This window comes from Paenibacillus sp. S02 (assembly GCF_019454065.1).
Lineage (GTDB): Bacteria > Bacillota > Bacilli > Paenibacillales > Paenibacillaceae > Paenibacillus > Paenibacillus polymyxa_B.
In genome coordinates this window covers 3455197-3478692 of sequence record NZ_CP073682.1, presented here as the reverse complement: position 1 = coordinate 3478692, position 23496 = coordinate 3455197, and the positions used below count along the sequence as shown (strand labels likewise).

Below are 23496 nucleotides of genomic sequence, written 5' to 3'. Positions count from 1 at the left end.
GATAGAGGAGGTAGGGGCATGCAACCTAAACCGCATATTGTACATTTGCCAGTATATCAGCCCGGTAAACCGATTGAAGACGTAAAACGTGAGCTGGGACTCGATGAAGTCATCAAGCTCGCCTCGAACGAGAATCCGTATGGTAGCTCTCCTAAAGTATTGCAGGCCATTCAGCAGGAGTTTGCTAACATTAGTGTGTATCCTGACGGAAGTGCGGTAGCTTTGACACAGGCACTAGCTAAACGGACGGGTTTAAAAGAGGAACAGTTTATCTATGGCTGCGGATCTGACGAAATTATTGCGTTGATTACGCGTGCTTTCCTCCTTCCCGGGGAAGAAAGCATTATGGCCGATCAGACATTTTCCGTATACAAAAGTAACGTGGAAATTGAGGGAGCGGTTGCAGTTGAGGTGCCTTTGCGTGACGGTGTACATGATCTGGATGCTATGCTGTCCCACATCAATGACCGTACAAAAATTATTTGGATCTGTAATCCAAATAACCCGACGGGCACGATTGTACCCGAAGCAGAGCTGATTGCTTTTTTGGACCAAGTACCAAAGCATATCATGGTTGTACTGGATGAAGCCTACGCCGAGTTTGTGACGGATCGCTCGTATCCCGACGGCATTGGTTTGTTGCCAGCGTATGAAAACCTGGTTGTATTACGCACCTTCTCCAAAATCTATGGGCTTGCTTCGCTGCGCATTGGTTATGGTATGGGAGCTGAGTCAATCATTCGCTTGATAAATCAGGTTCGTGAACCGTTTAATACATCACGGGTAGCACAGGCTGCGGCCATTGCTGCCTTGGAAGATCAGGAATTTGTTCAAGAATGCCGGGATCGTAATGCAGAGGGCAGAGCTTATTTGCAAAATGAGCTGAAGCGTCTGGGACTGGAGTCTTTCCCGGCACATGGTAATTTTATTATGCTGGATGTACGTCGTCCATCCGGTGAAGTATTCCAGGAGTTGCTTCGTAAAGGTGTGATTATTCGCGCAGGTCATCACAAATATCCGACATATATTAGGGTGTCGGTTGGATCACAGCCGCAAAATGAGTTGTTTATTCGTGCGCTGGAACAGGTCCTGGGGGCGGAAGCGGCGAAAGTACGCCTATAATTTCCGCAGATGGGATTTGATAATTGATGAAGATTGCCATTTTCGGCGTGGGACTGATTGGTGGGTCCCTCGCACTTTGTTTTAAAGGGAAGCCGGATATTACTGTTGTCGGCCATGCTCATCTCCCTGAACTGATGGAACCGATGTTAAGCCGTGGTGTCGTGGACACCGCGACTCTCTCGGTTGAAGAAGCGGCAGCGGATGCCGATTTTATTTTTTTATGCGTACCTGTGGGCTTACTGGAGCATTATCTCGAACTGTTAAGCAGGCTACCGCTTAAAGCGGGTTGTATTATCACTGATGTAGGCAGCACGAAATCGGCAATTGCCAAAAAAGCAACAGAAATTTCTTTGCGCAACGCTTACTTTATCGGTGGTCATCCGATGGCCGGTTCAGAGCGTTCCGGTGTAAAGGCTGCTTCCGCGTTGCTGTTTGAAAACGCATATTATGTGCTTTCCCCGGCAGAGGGTGTGCCTGAAGAAGCATACAGTTCACTGGAACGTTTATTAAAATATACTAGTGCTCATGTTGTGCGTGTCCAACCTGATATGCACGATGACATTGTCGGTGCGATTAGTCATCTTCCGCACATTATTGCAGCGGCGCTGGTGAATCAGGTGCGAAAGCACAATGATGAAAACCCGTTGTACCGTACATTGGCTGCCGGTGGGTTCCGTGATATTACACGGATAGCCTCTAGTGATCCCGTTGTGTGGCGGGACATCTTATTGAGCAATCGTGAAGTTTTACTAGGTCTGTTGGAAGAATGGAACGGACAGATTGAGCGTTTTACCCATTTACTGAGAATACAAGACGGTGAGGGAATCGCTGACGAGTTTTTGACAGCTGGGCACTTCCGCAGTGAACTGCCAGAGCGTCGCAAAGGAGTCATCGTCTCCACGTTTGATCTGTATATTGATGTACCGGATACCCCAGGGATTATCGGGCGAATTGCTATGGAACTCGGTAATCACAGCATTAATCTGAGCAATATGCAAATCATTGAAAGCCGGGAGGATGTCCCAGGCATCATGCGACTTTCCTTCCGTCAAGAGCAGGATTGGGAGCGTGCCAAGATTCTGCTGGATTCGATGGGGTATAAAGTGGTGGTATAGGAAGGAAAGTGAGATGTTCGTTAAGGAGGCCGCTTCTCCAGATTCAAATGAACCTCTGCGCTACTGACCGCATTAAAAGCAACACACACTTTCTGGGAGTGAAGTAGTAGAAAAGATTTAGAGCGGACGAAGGTTTCTTCGTCCGCTTTTTTTAAAGCTCCTGTTTTTGAACAAAAAAAAGACCACCCGGGTAAAGCCCCGGGTGGTAGCTACTTTTAGTGAAGTAGCTGAGTAGGATAGGAGTGGAGAGAAACCATACTGTACTTTTATTATATGTATACGTTTTCATTTTGTCAATATTTTTTTAAAGCGTTTTCTTTTTGTGTATTTATCCTTATTGGTGCATTTGAATAGAACACTTTCAATCGGTTAGTCATTTAATCTTGAAAAAATTTAAAATCCATTGAAAAGCTGTATAAATGAATTAGTTGCCAGCGTTAGGGAGGCATTGATGGAAATCGTGGGGATTTTGGACTTTTTTACTGGCGGTCATTTTGTGGTACAATGGGTAAGTCCATTTTGGATGTTGAATATTGTTGGGGATAGCACCGTTAATGTTGGCACTACATAGGGTAAGAAAATAACAAATGTTCCATGATGCTGTTTCATCCATTTGCGCAGAGGGCGCAACTTTTTTTGACCTGTTCGGTATATATAGACAGAATCGAACGGGAAAACAGCACATGTATGGGCGAGGAGGGTCTCACTCGGATGATGACAGATTCCCAGATGATTCAGGAAATCAAACAAGGTAATGTTGAGGTTTATTCAGAATTAATGAGGCGGCACCAACGTAAAATTTTAGCTTTTGTTTATCATATGCTGAAAAGTTCGAACCTGGAAATGATTGCTGAGGACTTATGCTCAGAGACGTTTTATAAAGCGTATCGGAGCCTGCACTCTTTTCGCGAGGTAGACGCATCGTTCTCCACTTGGTTATATACAATTGCACGCAATACGGTGCTAAGTGAGCTTCGCAAGCACCGTAGCGGTCAGGTTCCATTGGAGGAGAGCGGTTATGTACCGGTAGCTCCATCGGATGTAATTCCGGAGCAGGCCGTCCTTCGCGGTGAGAAGGTAGAGATGGTTCGTGAAGCGATCAATAGATTGCCTGAGAAGCAGCGATCTGCGCTGATTTTGCGTGAATATGAGCAATTAGATTATCAGGAGATTGCGACTATTTTAGGACAGACGGTCAGTGCGGTGAAGTCATTGCTTTTCCGGGCAAGAACCAGTGTGAAGACGCAGTTGGAGCCTTATTTTTTTGAGCCTCTCTATGAGGAAAACGAAGGGATGAGCAGCCAATGAAATCCAGGGACACTGAGGATTTGTTCGCTACAGGCAAAAATGTATCGAAACAAGACTCGGAGCGCAGACGGGCCAAAAGCTCGTCTGCTGGGTGGGAGCATGGTTCGGAAGAAAAAGAGTGGGATTTGTCAAAAGAAAATCGATCCGCCATTCGTGATATTTCCTTTGAAATAACAGATGATAAGCTAGAGGCAATGAATCGCAGGGTCATGGATCGAATTTATGAAGAATCACCGTGGCTTGTTCCGGGCGAGCATCGACGTGCGCGTGTGAACCCAGCAGCCCGTAAGTATATGTCTGTATGGATCGCCGGCTTCTTGGCCGTATTTTTATGTAGCTTTTTGTTTTTGAACTGGAATGGAAGCTCCTCTCAGGAAAATCCCCCTCAAGCAGCTCCTGTCATGGACACTGGTATTTTACCGACAGGCCTGTTGGAAACTACAAGTACATCTCCACAATATCAATACCACATTAAAGATGTGAATAGTGGCATTATGGACCCGCTGGTTGCTAGCATTGTTCCTACTTATCCGCAATACTGGATGCTGTTGTCTGTATTGGCACTTGCGCTTGCTTTATTTTCTCTGGGCTGGATCCATCGGGCGAGAAGGGTCAGAAGTTAGCAGGACAGCTGGGCTCCAATATGAATCATAACAATGACTGAATAACAAAACAGCGGAGGAAACGACACGATGCTTATTGGCTTGATCAGACATGGATTGACGGATTGGAATGCGGTAGGGAAAATCCAGGGCCACAGTGATATTCCGTTGAATGAGGAAGGGCGCCGACAGGCACGCTTGCTGGCAGCACGATTAAAGGAAGAGCCTTATCATTGGGACGGGCTTATTACAAGTAGTCTCTCCAGAGCGAAAGAGACCGGGGAGATTATTGCTTCTGCTCTGCATCTCCCGTTGTTAGAGCCAGATGATCGACTAAGAGAACGTGCTTATGGTCAGGTTGAGGGCATGACACAGGCCGAGCGTGAAGAAAAGTGGGGAGTCGACTGGCATCTGCTGGATCTCGGGCAGGAAAGCGATGCGGATCTTCAGCTTCGTGGGCTAGCTTTTATGGAGGCCATTTGGACGGAAAATCGGGACAAGAATCTGCTGGTCGTTTCCCACGGCGGTTTTTTGGCTAATTTGTATAAGGCTCTGTATCAGGAAAAATTCACGGAACGAATCGGCAATTTGTCACTTAGTGTACTCCAGCGTGAGGATATGGATTGGGCACCACTTTTGTATAATTGCACGAAGCATTTGCAAGAGAAAAGTGACTGTAACTCAAAAAGTTAGTAAAAGACCAAGGCTTCTACTTATCGTAGGAGTCGTGGTCTTTTTTGTTTTTTAATTATACCTTTGCAAAAAAAGAGGTTTAGAGTATGAACAATCCGTCAAAGCTGTGGGTACAACAGGTAAGAATCAATTCCGGATGACAGTCCAGTGACGAGGCGATGGAACAATGAATCTGGCGGATATGCTGACATTTGCGGATATTGTGCATTTGAACAGAATCGCGGTGTATTACGATTGTGACTGTAAACCTAATTCCAAACATGAGTTGATCCAGGGGATTTTGACGAAGCTCGGCAGCAGTAGTTTTTTTGAGACGCAGGTCAAGGAGCTGAGGTTGTCAGAGGTAAGGTTTTTGAACGCGCTGCTGTTCGATGACCGACCGTATTTCAGCATGGAGGAATTGATTGCAATAGCCAAACAGTCTGTTGAAGAGGACGAGAATCCTGGTGAGCGGCCAAGGGATATTGTGACCCGTCTGCGTTCTAGTGGCTGGTTGTTCAACGGTTCGACGCACAATACGAGGTATTTGTTCCAAATTCCGTTGGATATGAAGGAGCGCTTTCGACGTGTTATGGTACATGACTTCCAAAGCGGAATGACCCGGGTAAGCGAACCGTCGTCGTACCGGGATGAAGGACATCTGCTGGCAGAGGATTTACGGCTTTTCCTTCAATACATGGGGCAGCATGAGGTTCCGCTAAATCCCGAGGGAGCTTGGTATCGTCGCAATCAGCAGCAGCTGATGGAGCATTTGCACATTGCGGAGCCGCTTTTGGGTAAGGGAGGATGGCGTTTCGGGTATGGCTCCTCTTTTAAGTTTTATCCAGACCGAATGGCACTACTGTATGATTATGCCCGTCACTCCAAGTACATTGAGGAGAAAGGGGACCAAGTTGTGCTGACGGCAAAGGGAGAAGCGCATCAGGAGCATACAATTGAGCAAGAAATGATACAGCTATTCAGGTTTTGGTTAAGATTGTATAAAGGAGCCGTTCCTAATTTGCTCTCTCTAGTCTACTGGATTGGAGAATGTGCCAGGCCTTGGACGTCCTCAGAGTCGCTTTTTGTACATATCGGCCCACTGATTCGACCGTTTTACTATGATACGCCCCGTTCGGTCTTTGATCAGAGGATTATACGAATGATGCTTCACTTGGGTATGCTTCGTCAGGGTGAACATTCGACGGGACCATCTGTACAGATGACGGCCTGGGGGCTGAAGTTGGCGGGAGAGTGCCGCATTGGGCGGAACGACTCGGGTATACGGCTCCATTGACAAGCAGCACACATGTTGATAGAATTTCACCCAAAATGAGAGGGTGAAATTGATGCTGATTCACTATAACGGAAACATGCCACAGCTCCATTCATCTGTCTATGTGGCAGAAGGAGCAAAAATTGTCGGAAAAGTAACGATCGGTCAAGATTCCTCTGTATGGTTTAATGCCGTACTGCGCGGAGATATGGCGCCTATCATCATCGGTGAACGCTGCAATATTCAGGACGGTGTCGTGGGACATGTGAACACGGATCAGCCCCTGTTGCTGGCGGATGACATTTCGGTAGGTCATGCTGCAATAATCCACGGTTGTACGGTAGGCAAAGGCACTTTAATCGGTATGGGGGCCATTGTACTCAACGGAGCGGAGCTTGGTGAATATGCTTTAATAGGAGCAGGGTCGGTCGTTACGGAAAATACCAAAATACCACCCTATACTCTTTCTCTCGGTACACCTGCCAAAGTGGTGCGCGAATTGACAGATGCAGATTTGCAGCGGATGTCACGAACGGCACTCAGCTATGTGGCGAAAGGAAAAGAATATAGGATCTCTTAAACTCATGTTGGAGGTGCATCCTATGGATAAAATGAAGGTTACTTATGAAGTAATGTTGGGCCTGTCTGCTGAAATGGTTTTGGACGAGGCATTACGTAAACACCGGAGTGAAAAACTCTACAAGGATATTGATGAGGCGCTAGCCTCCGGAGATGAAGTAGCTTTTCGTCATCTTACGGATGAGCTGAAAGCAATGAGTTAGAACAATTTTAGGAACATCAAGTTGGATTTTAGACAAATCGAGTTCGAGATTATAATCATCAAACCTGACTGTAGCGGCGGTCAGGTTTTTTTGATACGCTTGGATATGATATAGTCTTTGTAGGATGGAGCCTGTACAAGGCAACTGTCGTATGAACGGAGGATGAAGGACGTGTCGTTATCTTATTTGTGGAGCCGGTCGTTCTTGACGAGCCGGCCTTTTTTGTGGCTACTGTTCTGGTGTAATTTGCTGGGAACAGTGTATGGGTACATATGGTATGGGGGGCAGTTGGAATATACTCTAAATTATCACCCGTTGTGGCAGATTGTATTTGTGCCTGATAGTCCGACGGCGAGTCTGTTTTTTACGATCTCTATAGCATTTTTGCTCTATCCTCCGCGTCTTAAGAGCTTGAAGGTCATTCGGCAGATCATGGAGGCGTTGGCTGTTGTCACGAGTGTAAAATATGGCATCTGGGCTTCAGCTATTATTTTTTGGGGAGTCGCGCAGGGGGGACATATGATATGGCAGGATTGGATGCTGGTGGCATCTCACACGGCAATGGCGGTCGAAGCGTTACTGTTCGTGCGTTTTTTCACCTGCAAATGGACTGCTTTATGCCTAGCTGCACTCTGGACATTGTTAAATGATACGATGGATTATACATTTGGCATATATCCGTATCTTCCGAAGACGCTAACGGATGATGTACCGCAAGTGCGTGCTTTTACCTATATGCTGACCCTTGTCAGTATCATAGCGGCATGGCTTGCCATGTTTGCGCGCAATCGAATGGGAGTAGAAGTGGAGAAATAGAGATGAACATTGTTATAAACCAAAAAGAATATATATTTAAAAAAGGAATCCGTGATGATCATAAAATAAGAAAGAGCTTTAATCAATTAGCCAAACAAAGCTTTGGTTTTGATTTTGAAGCATGGTATCAATTGGGCTTTTGGAATGATAAATATATCCCTTACGTACTTTTAGATGGGGAGGTTGTTGTGGCTAATGTATCTATAAGTCTGATGGATTTTTGTTTGTCGGGTGAAATGAGAAAGTATATCCAAATCGGAACTGTAATGACGGATACCAACTATAGAAATCAAGGGTTGAGCCGGTTTTTAATAGAACGTGTATTAGAAGATTGGCAGGGCAAATGTGATGCTATATATTTGTTCGCAAATGATAGTGTGAAGAATTTTTACCCTAAATTCGGGTTTGTTTTGGCACAAGAATATCAATTAAATCGGAAAGTAACCGCAAACAATGTAGACATTAAAGTTGAGAAATTGAACATGGAAGAGCAGTCGGATTTAAATTTACTGAAAAATAAAAGTGCTAGATTAAATCCGTATTCACTTTTTGCTGCGAAAAGTAGTGAATGGCTGGTCTTATTCTATGCCATCTCGTTTTTTAAAGATAAAATTTGGTATATACCTCAATACGATACGATTGTGGTTGCTGATTTTGAAGGGGATACGATGAATTGTTACGATATTTATGGAACGGGCGAAATTCCTATGGATATCATACTGTCAGCGGTAACGAAACAAGAAACGAAAAAGGTTGTTTTTGGCTTTACACCAAGAGAACAGGAAGGCTGCAATATTTCTCTGTTAAAACAGGAAGATACGACGCTATTTTATAAAACTAAAGATCAAAACACATGTAAAGAAAACCAACGAATGTTTCCTATTTTGTCCCGGGCATAATCCGGCTTCAAACGATTCGTCCTAAAGCAAGTTCTAGTCCCGGTAACCTTGCCATACAGTAAGGTGAGGAGGGATGTCCCATGTTTAGGGGTCAGGCGTTTCAAATTTTGATACGTATTGTTTCGAGTGTTGTTTTATCTATGGTCCTGCTGCTGTCTGTCTGCGTCCCTCCAGGTGTGGCAGAAGCGCGTGATCAGTCAAAACCCATAGGAAATACAAAAGAAATTGAGGAACTAGATCATGCAGCTGCGATACTGTACCGGGATGTCATGGACGGGAACATTGAAAAAGCGCGCGCGGATGTAGCCGAGGTGAGTCGATGGTTTGGCACCGGACAGGTGCAGGCAGCGTTATCTGTAGAGGCCATTCATGCTTTGTCCGGCAGCATCCTTGAGGTGCAGCAAGCTACACAGTCCGTCCAAGCATCACCGGATGAGTGGGTGAAGGCTGCGGCCAATTTACGACTTGCGACAGATGCGCTTGCACATCCGCGTCAGCCTTTATGGCAGCAGTATTATAAGATTTTAAAAGAAGATGTTAGTGGCTTGAACAGCCAGTTTGCTAAAGGTAACATGAAGGGTTTCAAAGCTGAAGCCGCAGTGCTGGAGGACCACTATGAGACGATCCGTACAGCAGCATTGATTCATGGCAGAACAAGTGAAGTTGTCCGGGCTGATTCATGGATTTCCTATGTCAAAGGTTTGGGGGATCAGCAAAATGCAGATGCCTCAGCGATTAGAGGGGCGTTGGATCAGGGAAATCCGACGTTTAATGCCTTGTTTGGACGTGAAAAAGACGCCACTGCCCTGGCGCCATTTATCCCGCGTGAAAGTGAGCGCCGAGCAGAATTGGCAATCGGCATGATTGTTCTGCTGGCGCTGGTCTATGCAGGTTATCGTAAATATCGAGCTGGTTTCTATGGATAACGATGCAAAATTCGAACATTCGCGTCGTTGGCTGCTGAGCCATCCATATAGGTTAGCCCATCGCCCGGATTTCCGGGCTATTCCTCTTTGAACCCCTCTCCATGTACATCATGCACATCCTGTATGATAATAAACGCCTGTGGATCAACCGATTTAACAATTTGGTGCAAACGTCGTATTTCCTGACGAGGCACGACACAATAGGCAACATGCTTGGCCTGCTTTGAAAATGCACCTACAGCCGGAATAATAGTAACTCCGCGATCCATGTCCCTAATAATAATATCCGCAATGTCCATCGTGTGGTCGCTGATAATCATAAAGGCTCTGGCGGAATAGGCCCCTTCTTGTATAAAATCAATAATCTTGGACGCGATGAACACGGCGACTAATGTATATAGAATTTTTTCTTTTGGTATGTAAAGTAGTGAAGCACCGATAATGACAATATCAATTACCAGCAGAATCCTTCCCATACTCCAGCCAAACTTCCGGTTTAGAATACGAGCGATAATATCCGAGCCGCCCGTAGTGCCGCCAAAGCGGAACACAATACCTAATCCAGCCCCAAGCGTAACTCCCGCATATAATGAAGAAAGTATAAAATCGTGTTCAGTCTGAAACGTTCCCATCCATCCGAAATGAATCATTTTTTCAAATAACCACAGGAAAAAAGTGAGCGACCCGATACCTACCCCTGTATATAGAATTTGCTTGCCCCCAAGCATTTTCCATCCAATTAAAAATAAAGGAATGTTCAAAAGTAATGTGGAGAGAGAGGGTGAAATTGAAAAAGCATAATTGAGCAACAGGGTGATCCCTGTAATACCTCCTTCCATCAGTTTACTGGGTATAATAAAATAAAGCAGACCGAATGCATAAATGGCGGTCCCGAGCACAATGGATAAAATCATTTTAAGCTGTTCCATGGACTTGGATATCTTCATATAATCCCTCGCAGTAGCAGTTTAAGGAAGAACGACTTCATGCTGATTTTGCTAAATCGCAGCTCCTTATATGTAGTATACCTTTTTACGGTAGCTTTAAAAGACTGATGACTGTAAGTTGGGATCATAAGTACACAATTAAAAAAAATTTGTTTTAAAATGTGCTTTACGATAACATATGAATAAACCTGCACATGGGGGGATTGCGTGTTTCATGGAAAAATCATTAAATGAAATTCAACGTGAGGTAGACCAGTATATATCTCAATTTAAGGAAGGGTATTTTAGCCCTTTGGCGATGTTGGCCCGGATGTCTGAGGAAGTCGGGGAACTGGCAAGGGAAGTCAATCACTCCTTTGGCGAGAAACCGAAAAAAACGGATGAGGCGGACAATTCCATTGAGCTAGAGCTGGGGGACATTTTGTTCATCACAGTTTGCTTTGCGAACTCACTAGGTATAAATTTGACCGAGGCTCATGATAAGGTCATGCAAAAATTTAACACGCGTGACGCGAATCGCTGGACCAAAAAGGACACCGATTAGGCGTTTTGTACATATGCTGTACCAAACCGGTTACCCGGAGGTGCAGTGTCATGAAGGCGGAGGAATACGTTCAGAAAGCTTATCAGTGCATTTTGCAGAACGATTTTGAGCAGGCCGTGGAATGGTTTGAAAAAGCAATTTCAGCCCAGCCTGATCATGCGGAGCATTATTTCCGGTGCTCGGTTACCTATGCTCGCAGTGGTCGTTTGGAGCAGGCTCTCGCATATGCAGAGCATGCGGTTCGTCTCGCTCCACAGCAGGATGAATATGTTCTCCATTTGCATGCGCAGGAAGCCAGGCAGCATACGGAGAAGGCCAGAAAAATGCTGGATGTTGACAGAGCTACGCCACAGGTGCGTCAGGATGCGATTTTACTACTGGAACGAGCAATAGCCCTCGATCCGTTATGTGGGGATGCTTTTTTGCTGCTCGCATTGATTTATGACGAATTGAATGAGTATAAGCTGGCTGTGCAGGCTGCTCGTGAGGCGGCTGCACTGTTTCCTCACAATGTGCAGCTTGCCAACCTCATGAAGAAGTTATGCCAGCAGATGAATGAACAGATCTAACACAAATGGATGCATAAGGAGTTGTAGGGATATGTCAGAACCAATAAAAGTGGCTGTTGTAGGAGCAGCAGGGCGTATGGGCCGTGAAGTTATCAAATTGGTTCTTCAGGATGAGGAACTACAGCTTGTGGCCGCAGTGAACAGAACACATGCCGGCAGTGATGCCGGCCTTCTCGTCGGACTACCGGAAGCGGGTATCGCTATTGTGGAGGATGTGGAGCAGGCTTTACTGGAGAGTCGTGCGGATGTCATGGTCGATTTTACGGGGCCGCGTTTTGCGTACGCACATACAGCGCTTGCTATCAAGCATGGAGTTCGTCCGGTTATCGGAACGACAGGGTTTACCCCCGAACAGATTGATGAACTGGACAAGCAGTGTCGTGAGCAGCAAATTGGTGGTCTGATCGCGCCAAACTTTTCGATTGGGGTCATTTTGATGATGCGTTTTGCGGCTCAGGCAGCGAAATACTTCCCACATCTGGAAATCATCGAATATCATGGTGACCAAAAATTGGACGCGCCATCGGGCACAGCCATTAAGACCGCAGAGCTGATCGCTGAACAGCGTGAAGAGCTACGACAGGGTAACCCGGAAGAGGAAGAAACGTTAGAAGGATCACGGGGGGGTTACTATCAAGGGTTCCGTGTCCACAGTGTCCGTCTTCCCGGTGTGTTCGCACAACAAGAAGTTATATTCGGAGGGTTTGGACAATCTCTGAAAATTCGTCAGGATTCTTATGAACGGGCGGGATATATGCCGGGTGTTAAAATCGGTATTCAGAAGGTCATGGAGCAGCCAGGGCTTGTATATGGATTTGAGCATTATATCGATTAAGAACACGCGAATGATTTGACGAATGAAATTATAGAATGAGGCAGGAGGAACTTTGAATGTTAAAGATTGCATTTATAGCGCATGACCGAAAAAAGGATGAAATGGTAAATTTCATAACGGCCTATGAGCATGTTTTTACAGATCACCAGTTATTTTCAACAGGTACAACAGGTCTGCGCATTATGGAGCAAACCAAGCTTCAAATTCACCGTTTCATGTCCGGGCCGCTTGGAGGAGATCAGCAAATCGGGGCTATGGTTGCGCAAAATGACATGGACTTGATTATTTTCTTGCGTGATCCGCTCATGGCACAACCGCATGAGCCGGACATTAGCGCCTTGTTACGTTTGTGTGACGTGCAGGGGATCCCTTTGGCAACCAACGTTGCAACTGCTGAAATACTGGTCAAAGCGCTAGACCGTGGCGATTTTGCTTGGCGTGAGCTGGTACATAAATATAAACCGGGCATTGAACAGCAGGGTGATGTAAAATGACGCTGGACATCCTGATTTTCGGAGCCCATGCCGACGATGCAGAAATAGGAATGGGAGGCACGATTGCCAAGCATACAGCCGCTGGTTTAAAGGTGGGCGTGTGCGATTTGACGCGGGCTGAGATGTCATCCAATGGTGATGTGGATATTCGTAAGTCAGAAGCTGAACACGCTTCGAAAGTGCTCGGGCTTGCTGTGCGGACAAATTTGGGTCTGCCTGATCGTGGATTAAATGTGACTCCTGAACACGTAGCTGCAGTTACAGCAGAAATTCGACGCCATTCACCGAAAGTTGTATTCGCTCCTTATTGGGAGGATCGGCATCCAGACCATGTCATGTGCAGCAAGTTGGTGGAGGAAGCGGTATTTAACGCCAAGTTGCGACGTTTTATGCCAGAAAATCCTGCGGTACAGGTAGAGCAATTATATTTTTATTTTATTAATGATATTGGCAGAACGGATTTGATTGTGGATATCACCGAGCATTATGAAGTCAAGGAACAGTCGTTGTTAAGTTATGCTTCGCAATTTCAGGCAGCGCCTGGAAAGGATACAGTATCCACACCATTAAATCAGGGATATGTGGAACGCGTAAAAGCTCGTGACTCGTTGTTGGGTCAGCGCAAACTGATTTCGTATGCAGAAGGCTTTGCGTCCAAAACGCCATATCTGGTTAAGCTATTCACATAAGAATTATATACTTGAGCATTTTGCAGAATGTTAAAATAAATCGGCAGAAAAAAGTTATCACTGATGGGCGGAAGGAGGAAGCTTAGCTTGAATGACAAACTGAAAATTGGAATTACCTGTTATCCGTCGCTGGGTGGTTCAGGCGTAGTGGCTACTGAACTGGGCAAGTTGCTGGCAGAAAAAGGGCACGAGGTTCATTTTATTGCCAATAGCATTCCGTTCAGATTAGGCGGGGCGTTTCAGAAAAATATTTTTTATCATGAGGTTGAAGTTAACGATTATTACGTGTTTAGATATCCGCCATATGATTTGTCACTGGCGACCAAAATGGCCCAAGTCGCACAAATGAAGAATTTGGACGTACTCCATGTTCATTATGCGGTACCACATGCAGTATGCGCTTACTTGGCGAAGGAAATGGTGGGTGATCATCTGAAGGTGGTAACCACCTTGCACGGTACGGACATTACAGTGTTGGCACAGGATGAGTCGTTGAAGGACCTGATTCGGCTGGCTATTAACAAAAGTGACGCAGTGACAGCGGTTTCCAAGGATTTGATTCGGGAGACGATAGATGCGTTGGAAATTACACGGCCTATTGATTTAACCTACAATTTTGTAGATAAACGGGTATATTATCCACGAGATGCCGCTGCGCTTAGAAGTGATTTTGCCCAACCGCATGAAAAAATAATGATGCATATTTCCAATTTCCGTCCTGTCAAAAGGGTGGGAGATGTGTTGGATATATTTGAAAGAGTGCAACGTAAAGTACCTGCGAAGCTTCTGTTGGTGGGGGAAGGACCAGATCTTCCAAAAATCCGTTGCAAAATCGAGACTTTAGGTCTGCAAGATAAGGTCTTCTTTTTAGGTAAGCAGGATCAGATCGCAGAAGTGATTTCTATGGCGGATGTACTGCTGCTTCCCTCGGAAAAAGAAAGTTTTGGTCTGGTTGCGCTGGAAGCAATGGCCTGTGGAGTGCCGACAATCGGTTCTCAGGCAGGGGGAGTCCCTGAACTCGTTGTGCATGGAAGTACGGGGTATCTTGCTGAAATCGGTAATACGGAGGCAATGGCTGATTATGCAGTAGAGCTGTTGTCCGATGAAGCGATGGCGGAACGTTTCCGTGAAGCGTGTCTGACCCGCGCCCGTACCGTTTTTTGTGATAAGCTGATTACCCGTCAATATGAAGAAATATATTACCGTGTGTTGGGACGCGAGGTGCCGGATCTTAAACCGATCAGCGTTTAAGGGGGCGGACTCGCGTCCGTTTTTTATATTGAATACTTGCAAAGGGGGAAACCCTATGAATACAAACACTTGGCAATATGCTGACCAAAAGATGGCACTTCATGGCAGAGAGGTCATACATACACTAACAGCAGCAGGCCACGAAGCTTACTGGGTCGGTGGCTGTGTGCGGGATGAGCTATTAGGTAGAGCCATTCATGATATGGATTTGACTACTTCGGCTGAGCCTGAACAGGTCATAGCGCTGTTCCCTCACGTCATTCCGACAGGAATTCAGCATGGGACGGTTACGGTCATGCAGGGTGGCCATGCGTTCGAGGTGACCACTTTTCGTACGGAAAGCGGTTATGCCGATCACCGTCGTCCAACGGAAGTTGCCTTCGTGAAGGATATCCGTGAGGATCTGATGCGACGGGATTTTACTATGAATGCGATTGCGATGGCAGAACACGGAGAGCGGGTGGACCCGTTTGGGGGAGAAGCCGATTTACGAGCCGCTCTCGTTCGTTGTGTAGGCCGAGCCGAGGAACGCTTTGAGGAGGACGGGTTGCGGATGCTGCGTTGCATCCGTTTTGCCTCTGTATTTCGGTTCCGCGTTGCATTCAACACCTGGAAAGGTATGATTCGGCGCAGAGAGGGACTTCGTTACATAGCCATGGAACGTGTGCGGGTCGAGCTGGAAAAGATGCTGGCGGGCCCTGACCCTTTACGTGGGTTGGAGATGCTGGGGCGTAGCGGATTGCTCGGCTGTACGAAGGTTCCGGTTCCCTGGGAGCAATGTGAAGCACGAGCGCTCAAGGGGATCGTTCAACTGCAAGAAGAACTGCGGTGGGGCCTGCTCTTAATGTCTTGTAGACTTACCTCAGAGGCAGCGGACGAGCTACTAAGAGCTTGGACCTTCTCCAACGCGGTACGACTTCGGCTGGTTCATTTGCTGGAATGGGAGACCGAATTAATCTACAGTACTGGTGTCATAGCTGGCGACTCCGTTCCGGAGGAGTCTGACATTATCAACGATGAGGCACTGCGTCGTAGCTGGATTCGACTGCTAATTAGACTGGGAAAGGATACAGCTTCAGACTGGCTTGATCTTTACAAGACACTGCCTGCTTCATTCCGCGGATTACCGCCATGGGTAGAAAAGCATGTGTCGAAAACAGCCGAACTGGCAAGCTTGTGGACAAAGCAGGCTGTAGTTGTTCGTATCAAAGATTTAAATATTACAGGAAATGAACTGGTTCAGGCGATGAATCGACCAGGCGGACCTTGGCTGGGTCAGATGATGGAACAGCTTTTACAAGCTGTTGCCTGTGGAGATATTCCGAATGAAACAGAAACATTGCTTCAGGAAGCGAAACGGGTGATGAGTAGTGAATAATCATGAAAGATTGTTAGGCATACTGGAAGAAGGTACATCCGATTACGTATCAGGGGAGGAAATCAGCCGACGGCTCTCGGTTAGCCGAACAGCAGTATGGAAGCAGATCAACAAACTGCGTGAGTTGGGCTACAATATTGATGCCTCCTCGCGTCGGGGCTATCGGTTGATATCTCGACCGGATCGGCTAGAAGTCTCCAAATTGGCCGATATATTAAATACCCAATCGTTTGGCCAGCGTATCGTTGTACTGGATTCCACGGTATCCACTCAGCAGGATGCCATGCGTTTGGCAGAAGAGGGCGCGCCAGAGGGGACAGTAGTGCTTGCAGAGGAACAAACGGCAGGTCGGGGACGTCTGGGGCGGAAGTGGTATTCACCTCGTGGCAAAGGAGTCTGGATGAGCATTGTGTTGCGCCCTACCCAGCCCTTGGCTTTTACCCCCCAGCTAACGCTACTTACAGGTGTAGCAGTGTGTAGGGCCATTCGTCGGCTGACGGGTGTGGAGGCTGGTATCAAATGGCCAAACGATCTGCTGATTCATGGTCGCAAAGTATCCGGTATTCTGTTGGAATCTGCAACAGAGGATCAACGGGTTCGCTATTGTATTGCAGGGATCGGCATTGACGTAAATTTGAATAAAGAAGATTACCCGGAAGAGTTATCACAGGTGGGAACGTCATTGAAAATAGAAGCGGGGCGTGAAATTGACCGTACTGTGCTGATTGCCTCAGTGCTGGAAGAGATGGAACAGCTAAGTAAGTTGTATGCCGAGCAGGGGTTCCAGCCTATAGCCATGCTGTGGGAGGCTTTGTCCGTGACTATGAACCGTAGTGTACGGGCACATACCGGACAAGGGATAACTGTAGAAGGTACAGCTGTTGGCTTGGACCCTTCCGGGGCACTCGTGATAGAAACGGATCAGGGAGAGCGAATTCAGGTCATTTCAGGGGATATACAATTATAGAAGCGACCTTAGCTATGAAAACGACCAAAATCGTTCTATTCCCTGTGCAAAACTTCACGTGAAAAAGCTGATGTTTTTTGTTATACTGTGCAGGAGGCGGTATCGGACGGTCCGAGCTGCACTCCAGGGGCACATGCTCCACTTTAGCAAGTTTGTAAGACCATCATAACTTCATTTGAAGGTTACGTTGGATTCTGCTCTGAGCCGAACAGGACCGAGACAGAAGGGACGATCTCAAAATGAGTGTCTTTTTTGGCTGTTCGGACCTTTTGATGACGCAGATGTACAGGCGTTCATAAAAGGTTATTTTTTGTGCCAAAAAAAGATGGAAGGGAGCCATTCGCAATGGCAGGAAAACAAGCACTGAATATTGTAAAAATGAAAAAAATGAAGCAAGAGGGCATTCCGCTCAGTATGCTGACCGCCTATGATTATCCATCCGCTAAAATAGCCGAGGAGGCGGGAATTGACATGATTCTCGTAGGTGACTCGCTGGGTAACGTAGTTCTTGGTTACGATTCAACCATCCCTGTAACCTTGGATGATATCGTGTACCATTCCCGGGCAGTCGCAAGAGGCGCGGAACATACATTTATCGTAGCGGACATGCCTTTTATGACATATCACAGCAGCGTATCAGAAAGTCTTCAGGGCATCCGCCGTCTGATGCAAGAAGGACATGTGCATGCTGTTAAATTGGAGGGCGGAGCTGAAATTGCCGATGTCGTAAAAGCCACTGTTCAGGCAGGTGTGCCTGTATTGGGACATATCGGGCTTACTCCGCAATCGGTTAATCAAATTGGCGGCTATCGCATTCAAGGCAAGGACGAAGCGGACGCACGCCGGTTGATGGCGGACGCCAAGGCGCTGGAGCAGGCGGGTGCTTTTGGCATTGTACTGGAACTGGTAACTGAGGAAGTGGCAACAGCGATTTCTAAAGAGCTTTCCATTCCAACCATTGGAATTGGTGCTGGACGTGGATGTGACGGTCAGGTACTCGTTTATCACGATCTGATTCAGTACGCATCGCCTTATTTCAGCAAACGCTTTGTTAAAACCTATGCCGATGTAGGTGGCTTGATCCGCAGCAGCATTGAGCAATATGTGAGTGATGTGAAAGGGCGGGCATTTCCGGCCGCAGAGCATGTGTTCAGCGCGGATGACCGCGTTGTGGAATCCCTATATGGTAAGGCAAAAGGACAGACACAGGAACAAGCAAAGGAAAAGGTGGAATCACGATCATGATCATTGTAAGAGAAGTGGCTCAGCTGCGCAAGATTATTGCTGAACGTCGGCAGCTTGGGACAAGCGGAACAAAAAAGGTACACGGTTCTACCTCTTTACAGCAACATAAAGTCGGCTTTGTACCAACAATGGGATACCTGCATGAAGGGCATGCGAGTTTGATGCACAAGGCGCGTGAAATGGCAGATACGGTGGTGCTTAGCATTTTCGTAAATCCGATTCAATTTGGACCGAATGAAGATCTGGAAAGCTACCCCCGCGATGAAGCTCGTGATTTAGAGGTAGCACGGCGCGAGGGCGTGGATATTGTATTTTTGCCAACTGTAGCAGAAATGTATCCACAACCAACCCAAACCAAAATTCGTGTATCCGCTTTGACAGATCGTCTGTGCGGTGCCTCCCGTCCCGGCCATTTTGATGGTGTGACTACGGTGGTAGCCAAGCTTTTTAACATGATAGGTCCTGATTTGGCCTTTTTTGGAATGAAGGACGCACAGCAGGTTGCAGTGCTCCAGCAGATGGTGACTGATCTCAATATGAACGTGACTATCGTACCTTGTCCCATCGTCAGAGAGGCGGATGGTTTGGCCCTCAGCTCCCGTAATGTGTATTTAAGTGCAGAACAGCGCGAGCAGGCGTTGGTGCTGTCCCAGTCACTGCGTAAGGTGCAAGAAGTGAGCGAAGATATTGTAACAAACACAATTACGATTCGTCAGCTACATCAAATGGTGGAGTCCACGATTACTTCCTCTCCTTTAGCAGACATTGATTACATTGAAATATTAACTTTTCCCGGCCTGGAGCCCCTTCTTCCCGAGCAGCGGCTATGTGATGTTCAGGAAGACGTCATCGTAGCGCTGGCTGTGAAATTTGGCAATACCCGACTGATTGACAATATAAGAATACAGAAGGCGGAGGTGCTTTCCCATGTTTAGAACCATGATGAAATCCAAAATTCACCGCGCTACCGTTACGGAAGCTAACCTGAACTATGTGGGGAGTATCACTATAGATGAAGATCTCATGGAGACATCGGATCTGTTGGAGAATGAAAAGGTTCAAATTGTAAACAATAACAATGGAGCTCGACTGGAAACCTATGTTATCCCCGGACCGCGTGGGAGCGGAGTGATCTGTCTCAACGGTGCGGCAGCCCGTTTGGTGCAGCCTGGTGATACAGTCATTATTATTTCCTATGCTTCCATGTCGAATGAAGAGGCCAAAACATACAAACCAACAGTGGTATTTGTTGATGAACATAATAAACCAGCCCAAACGATGAACAAAGAAGTACACGCGACGATCATGTAATGAATGGGAGTGCGGATGAAACCCGTCTTTTAAGCGAAAAATGTGAGTGTATTAATCCATCTTTCATAAGGGCGGGATGCACATGTTCCAGCATGTATTCGCAGAAATGAACAGCATGTTAGATGATATCGTGAAGCATTACCCATCAGCCCAGGGCTCCCGCAGGCAGGAGCTGCTACAGCACTGGAGTCTGCTGCGGAGAATGAGTGACGGAATTATGGATGAGTGGCTGGCCTTTGAGGAAAAAATGGTTTGCTTGCGTGCGGCCGGGTTTTCCGCAGAGACCGATATGTCTGACACTGAGCTGCCTGAAAAAGAGCTGCCAGCTTTTAATCGGGGGCAAGGGTATTATCGATTACTTATGTACCCTGAGGCGATCCAACAATTTGAGCAGGTACTACAGCATTTTCCGAACAGCTGGCAGAGTCGCATGTATATGGGAATGGCCTATTTTCAACTAGATGATCCAGCAGAGGCTGTATGCCATTTTCAGAAGGTGCTGGACCTGACTGAGCAGGCAGGACTAAAGGCGGTCATCTATAATGCGCTAGGCTGTCTGTTGGCAAAGCAGGCTGACGTAGAGGAGGCGCAAAAATGTTTTGCTCTCGCACATCAGTTCGATCCTGCGTTACCCGAGCCGCTGCACAATATGGAAGCCTGTTTGTCCGGTACCGAAAAGCTTCGATACGACAGCTCCATGATGACCTGGATGTAGTTGTCAGACACCGAGTAAGACGATGCATGCCCACCTCTCAGGCGGCGTATGCATCGTCTTTTTTGGCTGTCTTAATTTCCAAACAGGCGATCTTCTGCTATGCTAATATACAGAGTTATTATTTTTGTAAGTGTCATAAGAAAGGATTAAGCCCGAATGAAATTTGCGGTATTGGATTTTGAAACGACAGGCACCCAGTCCGCGGATGACATCATTCAAGTCGGACTTGCAATTATAGATCATGATAACAGCATTTCCCGTGTTTACGGCTCTTATGTGAACCCTGGCAGATCTATTCCACCTTTTATCACTGGATTGACCGGAATTACAGACGATGACGTCAAGGATGCTCCTGCACTTGAAGAAATGATGATGGAGCTCGTGCCTATGCTGGACGATGTTGTGCTGGTCGGTCATAATGTGGCGTTTGATTTTAATTTTTTGCAAAACGCTCTGGATCGGTGCGGCTACTTGCCGTTTAGCGGAAGAATCTTGGATACAATGGATTTTCTGAAAATTATGTTTCCATCGCTATCTTCGTATCAGTTAGGTTTTGTGTCTTCTGAGTTCGGGCTGGCGCATGATCGCCCTCACCAAGCAGACAGCGACGCGTTGGCTACGGCTGAGGTGTTTTTAAAGTGTCTGGGTGAGCTTCAAGCATTACCTCTGATAACGATACAGCGGCTTAGCGATTTGTTTGCAGAGGAAGACAGTGACCTTGGATGGTTTCTTGATGGGGTGCGTGAAGAGAAAGAGCTTGATCCTATTCAGGATTTGGAGGGACATCAGTTTTTTCGTCAGCTTGCGCTAAAAGTGGAAGATTGGACGGAGCTAGCTGCACCGCGTAGAGAAGATGACCCGAATCCACTTTCAGGTGTTTCCTTTGAGGAGTACATGGATGATGTGCGGGACAATTTGCGTTCATCCTTGAGCCAATATGAGGAGCGCGAGGCGCAGATACAGATGATTGAGGGTGTAAATCAGGCACTGAGTGAAGACAAGCATCTGCTGATCGAAGCAGGTACAGGAACAGGAAAGTCCCTCGGTTATTTGCTCCCATCGCTGTATCACAGTGTAAAAAAAGGACAGCGCGTTATGGTAAGTACACATACGATCAACCTGCAGGAGCAATTACGCGAGCGCGACATTCCTATGCTGACCAAGGTGATTTCGTTTCCGTTCCGGGCTGCTATTTTCAAGGGTCGGGGACATTATTTGTGTCTGCGTAAGTTTGAACATAAAATAAACAGAAGAGACTTCGCGACACCGAAGGAAGATTTAATTACAGCGGCTCAAATGATCGTCTGGTTGACGCTAACAGAAACCGGTGATGATGAAGAACTGAATTTGAGCAACCGTGGAGGGGATTTCTGGGAAACGGTGGCGAGTGATTCAGAGTCCTGTCTTGGTCGTTCTTGCCCATGGTTCCGCAAATGCTATTATCATCGTGCACGCCATGAAGCAGGAATAGCGGATGTCGTTATTACGAATCACTCTAAGTTGTTCACAGACGTCAAAGCCAGTCACCAGTTGTTGCCGAGCTATGAACATCTGGTGATTGATGAAGCCCATCACCTGGAGGAAGTAGCTGGTAAGCACCTAGGTATGCATATGAAATATTTCACACTCGTGCATACACTGACGCGACTGTTCAAAGACAGCAAGAATGGACAACTGCCTTCACTTCGTCAACAGTTGGCAAAATCGGGGCACGAGAAGTCGGCGGATTGGGCCTCAACCATCGACCAGATGTATCCGCTCGTGTTAGAGGTTAAGGAAACTTGGGACCTGCTAAGCGACAAGCTGTTTGGCATGTTGCCAGAGCGAAGCGATGCGACACCGGGTGAAACAGGACAGTTTTCTTCCCGTCTCAAACCTTCAGCCAAGCCTGCAAAGTGGGATCAGGCGGGGGCTTTGGAAAATCAGCTATATGTAACGATGAGTGAAATTTTGCGCAAGGGCGACAAGCTGATGCTGGACGTCAAGGAAGAACATGACGATTATGCGGCGGATAGCCTTATTACAGATATCACGGGTCTGCTCAAGGATTTGGCGGGGATCCGAGAAAATTTGCGCTTTTTTATCCGACTCGATGATGAAACAACCGTATACTGGCTCGAAGCGAGTGGGCAATTCCGTAGTAAATCATTGCAATTTTATGCGGTGCCCGTCGATGTGAGCCGCCAGTTGAAAGAAATGTTTTTTGACAAAAAAAGAAGCATTATTCTGACGTCTGCTACCTTATCGGTAGATAAGTCGTTTCAGTACATGATCGATCAGCTCGGCTTACAGGAGGCTGCAGATCAAGAGCGGCTGATGACTTCGCAGCTCCCGTCACCCTTTAATTACAGGGATCAGGTGTTGCTGGTCATTCCACGGGATTTCCCAAGCGTGAAGGGCAGTGTAGGAGATGCACACTTTGTAGATATGCTCGTTAGTTCTCTAGGAGCGACTGCTCAGGCGACGCGGGGGAGAATGCTCGTTCTGTTTACTTCCTATCGGATGCTCCGGCAAGTGTATGAGCCGCTCAAAGAGGCCTTAGCATCCAGCGAAATTACTGTGCTGGGACAAGGTGTGGACAGTGGCAGTCGCAGCAAGCTAACCCGCCGTTTTCAGGAAGCCAAAGCTTCTGTATTGCTGGGAACCAGCAGCTTCTGGGAGGGCGTCGATATTCCGGGGAAGGCTCTGACTTGTTTGGCCATTGTTCGCTTGCCGTTTCAACCGCCGAACCACCCGTTGCTGGAGGCAAAAAGCGAGCTGCTTCAGCAGCAGAAGAAGAATCCATTTATGAAGCTGTCTGTACCACAAGCGGTCATACGCTTCAAACAGGGATTTGGTCGGTTGGTACGTACAGCGAGCGACCATGGGGTCGTTATCGTTTACGATACGCGTGTGATCGAATCCTATTACGGAAAGCACTTTTTGTACTCGTTACCGGGACCAAAAATGGAGCATATGCCATCGGAGCAAATGGTGCCCCGCATCGCCGAATGGCTCCAATCCGCCCCGGAGACAGAGGCATAACGGACGGAC

25 protein-coding genes are annotated in these 23496 nt (G+C 47.0%); 24 read left to right on the top strand and 1 reads right to left on the bottom strand.

Translation table 11 applies throughout. The features are described 5' to 3' along the window. The first annotated feature begins 18 nt into the window (after nucleotides 1-18). The 11 genes from hisC to KAI36_RS15295 all read left to right on the top strand — a co-directional run bounded on the left by hisC (nucleotide 19) and on the right by KAI36_RS15295 (nucleotide 9518). A complete protein-coding gene (gene hisC, locus KAI36_RS15345; protein ID WP_220025337.1) occupies nucleotides 19-1122 on the top strand; it encodes a histidinol-phosphate transaminase in 1104 nt (367 codons plus the stop codon). 26 nt (nucleotides 1123-1148) lie between these two features. After that, complete coding sequence (locus KAI36_RS15340; protein ID WP_220025336.1) at nucleotides 1149-2237, top strand: prephenate dehydrogenase; 1089 nt, start codon at nucleotides 1149-1151, stop codon at nucleotides 2235-2237. A 711-nt stretch (nucleotides 2238-2948) separates the two neighbouring features. Continuing rightward, complete coding sequence (locus KAI36_RS15335; RefSeq protein ID WP_013310707.1) at nucleotides 2949-3545, top strand: RNA polymerase sigma factor; 597 nt, start codon at nucleotides 2949-2951, stop codon at nucleotides 3543-3545. Further along, nucleotides 3542-4168, top strand: coding sequence for an anti-sigma factor (locus tag KAI36_RS15330; protein ID WP_220025335.1), 627 nt, complete (start codon nucleotides 3542-3544; stop codon nucleotides 4166-4168). The genes KAI36_RS15335 and KAI36_RS15330 overlap by 4 nt, the downstream gene beginning before the upstream one ends. A 69-nt stretch (nucleotides 4169-4237) precedes the next feature. After that, nucleotides 4238-4840 (top strand): histidine phosphatase family protein, encoded by a 603-nt coding sequence (locus tag KAI36_RS15325; RefSeq protein ID WP_071641371.1) that lies wholly within the window; start codon nucleotides 4238-4240, stop codon nucleotides 4838-4840. 166 nt (nucleotides 4841-5006) lie between these two features. Continuing rightward, complete coding sequence (locus KAI36_RS15320) at nucleotides 5007-6116, top strand: hypothetical protein (RefSeq protein WP_025723087.1); 1110 nt, start codon at nucleotides 5007-5009, stop codon at nucleotides 6114-6116. 52 nt (nucleotides 6117-6168) lie between these two features. After that, the gene (locus KAI36_RS15315) at nucleotides 6169-6675 is read left to right on the top strand and encodes a gamma carbonic anhydrase family protein (protein WP_025723088.1); all 507 of its coding nucleotides are present in this window, start codon (nucleotides 6169-6171) and stop codon (nucleotides 6673-6675) included. 22 nt (nucleotides 6676-6697) lie between these two features. After that, nucleotides 6698-6877, top strand: a complete 180-nt coding sequence (locus KAI36_RS15310; protein ID WP_013371655.1) for an IDEAL domain-containing protein — start codon at nucleotides 6698-6700, stop codon at nucleotides 6875-6877. 171 nt (nucleotides 6878-7048) lie between these two features. Further along, entirely contained in the window at nucleotides 7049-7693 is a 645-nt protein-coding gene (locus tag KAI36_RS15305) for a DUF1405 domain-containing protein (protein WP_071641368.1), read from the top strand. A gap of 2 nt (nucleotides 7694-7695) precedes the next feature. After that, nucleotides 7696-8592: a GNAT family N-acetyltransferase gene (locus KAI36_RS15300; RefSeq protein ID WP_220025334.1), complete on the top strand. Its 897-nt coding sequence runs from the start codon at nucleotides 7696-7698 to the stop codon at nucleotides 8590-8592. Nucleotides 8593-8672: 80 nt separating this feature from the next. Beyond that, nucleotides 8673-9518: a sporulation protein YpjB gene (locus KAI36_RS15295; RefSeq protein WP_220025333.1), complete on the top strand. Its 846-nt coding sequence runs from the start codon at nucleotides 8673-8675 to the stop codon at nucleotides 9516-9518. Nucleotides 9519-9595: 77 nt separating this feature from the next. On the opposite strand, the gene KAI36_RS15290 is transcribed toward KAI36_RS15295, so the two are convergent. Continuing rightward, entirely contained in the window at nucleotides 9596-10465 is an 870-nt protein-coding gene (locus KAI36_RS15290; RefSeq protein WP_220025332.1) for a YitT family protein, read from the bottom strand. 214 nt (nucleotides 10466-10679) lie between these two features. On the opposite strand from KAI36_RS15290, the gene KAI36_RS15285 reads away from it, so the two are divergent. The 13 genes from KAI36_RS15285 (at nucleotide 10680) to dinG (ending at nucleotide 23487) form a co-directional block, all read left to right on the top strand. Continuing rightward, complete coding sequence (locus tag KAI36_RS15285) at nucleotides 10680-11009, top strand: nucleotide pyrophosphohydrolase (protein ID WP_220025331.1); 330 nt, start codon at nucleotides 10680-10682, stop codon at nucleotides 11007-11009. A gap of 50 nt (nucleotides 11010-11059) precedes the next feature. After that, nucleotides 11060-11578 (top strand): tetratricopeptide repeat protein, encoded by a 519-nt coding sequence (locus KAI36_RS15280; protein ID WP_013310696.1) that lies wholly within the window; start codon nucleotides 11060-11062, stop codon nucleotides 11576-11578. Nucleotides 11579-11609: 31 nt separating this feature from the next. Then, nucleotides 11610-12413: a 4-hydroxy-tetrahydrodipicolinate reductase gene (gene dapB / locus KAI36_RS15275; protein WP_023989146.1), complete on the top strand. Its 804-nt coding sequence runs from the start codon at nucleotides 11610-11612 to the stop codon at nucleotides 12411-12413. 56 nt (nucleotides 12414-12469) lie between these two features. Continuing rightward, nucleotides 12470-12907, top strand: coding sequence for a methylglyoxal synthase (gene mgsA, locus KAI36_RS15270; RefSeq protein WP_025723093.1), 438 nt, complete (start codon nucleotides 12470-12472; stop codon nucleotides 12905-12907). Then, nucleotides 12904-13596 (top strand): bacillithiol biosynthesis deacetylase BshB1, encoded by a 693-nt coding sequence (gene bshB1, locus KAI36_RS15265; protein ID WP_220025330.1) that lies wholly within the window; start codon nucleotides 12904-12906, stop codon nucleotides 13594-13596. The genes mgsA and bshB1 overlap by 4 nt, the downstream gene beginning before the upstream one ends. Before the next feature lie 87 nt (nucleotides 13597-13683). Next, nucleotides 13684-14847, top strand: a complete 1164-nt coding sequence (gene bshA, locus KAI36_RS15260; protein WP_025723095.1) for an N-acetyl-alpha-D-glucosaminyl L-malate synthase BshA — start codon at nucleotides 13684-13686, stop codon at nucleotides 14845-14847. 55 nt (nucleotides 14848-14902) lie between these two features. Further along, the gene (locus KAI36_RS15255) at nucleotides 14903-16225 is read left to right on the top strand and encodes a CCA tRNA nucleotidyltransferase (RefSeq protein WP_220025329.1); all 1323 of its coding nucleotides are present in this window, start codon (nucleotides 14903-14905) and stop codon (nucleotides 16223-16225) included. After that, nucleotides 16218-17192 carry a biotin--[acetyl-CoA-carboxylase] ligase gene (locus tag KAI36_RS15250; RefSeq protein ID WP_220025328.1) on the top strand — a complete coding sequence of 325 codons (975 nt, stop codon included), beginning with the start codon at nucleotides 16218-16220 and terminating at the stop codon, nucleotides 17190-17192. Before KAI36_RS15255 ends, KAI36_RS15250 begins: the two co-directional genes overlap by 8 nt. Nucleotides 17193-17537: 345 nt before the next feature. Beyond that, nucleotides 17538-18437, top strand: a complete 900-nt coding sequence (gene panB / locus KAI36_RS15245) for a 3-methyl-2-oxobutanoate hydroxymethyltransferase (RefSeq protein ID WP_220025327.1) — start codon at nucleotides 17538-17540, stop codon at nucleotides 18435-18437. Further along, on the top strand, nucleotides 18434-19372 hold the full coding sequence (panC, locus tag KAI36_RS15240) for a pantoate--beta-alanine ligase (protein ID WP_220025326.1): 939 nt from the start codon (nucleotides 18434-18436) through the stop codon (nucleotides 19370-19372). The genes panB and panC overlap by 4 nt, the downstream gene beginning before the upstream one ends. Next, complete coding sequence (gene panD, locus KAI36_RS15235; RefSeq protein ID WP_013371641.1) at nucleotides 19365-19748, top strand: aspartate 1-decarboxylase; 384 nt, start codon at nucleotides 19365-19367, stop codon at nucleotides 19746-19748. Before panC ends, panD begins: the two co-directional genes overlap by 8 nt. 82 nt (nucleotides 19749-19830) lie before the next feature. Next, on the top strand, nucleotides 19831-20463 hold the full coding sequence (locus KAI36_RS15230) for a tetratricopeptide repeat protein (RefSeq protein ID WP_061829188.1): 633 nt from the start codon (nucleotides 19831-19833) through the stop codon (nucleotides 20461-20463). A gap of 156 nt (nucleotides 20464-20619) precedes the next feature. Further along, nucleotides 20620-23487, top strand: a complete 2868-nt coding sequence (gene dinG / locus KAI36_RS15225; RefSeq protein ID WP_220025325.1) for an ATP-dependent DNA helicase DinG — start codon at nucleotides 20620-20622, stop codon at nucleotides 23485-23487. The last annotated feature ends 9 nt before the right edge of the window (nucleotides 23488-23496 follow it).

Excerpts from the sequence above, each read along its gene's own strand:
- hisC (WP_220025337.1), top strand. The coding sequence starts at position 19 with ATGCAACCTAAACCGCATATTGTACATTTGCCAGTATATCAGCCCGGT.
- KAI36_RS15340 (WP_220025336.1), top strand. The coding sequence starts at position 1,149 with ATGAAGATTGCCATTTTCGGCGTGGGACTGATTGGTGGGTCCCTCGCA.
- KAI36_RS15335 (WP_013310707.1), top strand. The coding sequence starts at position 2,949 with ATGATGACAGATTCCCAGATGATTCAGGAAATCAAACAAGGTAATGTT.
- KAI36_RS15330 (WP_220025335.1), top strand. The coding sequence starts at position 3,542 with ATGAAATCCAGGGACACTGAGGATTTGTTCGCTACAGGCAAAAATGTA.
- KAI36_RS15325 (WP_071641371.1), top strand. The coding sequence starts at position 4,238 with ATGCTTATTGGCTTGATCAGACATGGATTGACGGATTGGAATGCGGTA.
- KAI36_RS15320 (WP_025723087.1), top strand. The coding sequence starts at position 5,007 with ATGAATCTGGCGGATATGCTGACATTTGCGGATATTGTGCATTTGAAC.
- KAI36_RS15315 (WP_025723088.1), top strand. The coding sequence starts at position 6,169 with ATGCTGATTCACTATAACGGAAACATGCCACAGCTCCATTCATCTGTC.
- KAI36_RS15310 (WP_013371655.1), top strand. The coding sequence starts at position 6,698 with ATGGATAAAATGAAGGTTACTTATGAAGTAATGTTGGGCCTGTCTGCT.
- KAI36_RS15300 (WP_220025334.1), top strand. The coding sequence starts at position 7,696 with ATGAACATTGTTATAAACCAAAAAGAATATATATTTAAAAAAGGAATC.
- KAI36_RS15295 (WP_220025333.1), top strand. The coding sequence starts at position 8,673 with ATGTTTAGGGGTCAGGCGTTTCAAATTTTGATACGTATTGTTTCGAGT.
- KAI36_RS15290 (WP_220025332.1), bottom strand. The coding sequence starts at position 10,465 with ATGAAGATATCCAAGTCCATGGAACAGCTTAAAATGATTTTATCCATT.
- KAI36_RS15285 (WP_220025331.1), top strand. The coding sequence starts at position 10,680 with ATGGAAAAATCATTAAATGAAATTCAACGTGAGGTAGACCAGTATATA.
- KAI36_RS15280 (WP_013310696.1), top strand. The coding sequence starts at position 11,060 with ATGAAGGCGGAGGAATACGTTCAGAAAGCTTATCAGTGCATTTTGCAG.
- dapB (WP_023989146.1), top strand. The coding sequence starts at position 11,610 with ATGTCAGAACCAATAAAAGTGGCTGTTGTAGGAGCAGCAGGGCGTATG.
- mgsA (WP_025723093.1), top strand. The coding sequence starts at position 12,470 with ATGTTAAAGATTGCATTTATAGCGCATGACCGAAAAAAGGATGAAATG.
- bshB1 (WP_220025330.1), top strand. The coding sequence starts at position 12,904 with ATGACGCTGGACATCCTGATTTTCGGAGCCCATGCCGACGATGCAGAA.
- KAI36_RS15255 (WP_220025329.1), top strand. The coding sequence starts at position 14,903 with ATGAATACAAACACTTGGCAATATGCTGACCAAAAGATGGCACTTCAT.
- panB (WP_220025327.1), top strand. The coding sequence starts at position 17,538 with ATGGCAGGAAAACAAGCACTGAATATTGTAAAAATGAAAAAAATGAAG.
- panC (WP_220025326.1), top strand. The coding sequence starts at position 18,434 with ATGATCATTGTAAGAGAAGTGGCTCAGCTGCGCAAGATTATTGCTGAA.
- panD (WP_013371641.1), top strand. The coding sequence starts at position 19,365 with ATGTTTAGAACCATGATGAAATCCAAAATTCACCGCGCTACCGTTACG.
- KAI36_RS15230 (WP_061829188.1), top strand. The coding sequence starts at position 19,831 with ATGTTCCAGCATGTATTCGCAGAAATGAACAGCATGTTAGATGATATC.
- dinG (WP_220025325.1), top strand. The coding sequence starts at position 20,620 with ATGAAATTTGCGGTATTGGATTTTGAAACGACAGGCACCCAGTCCGCG.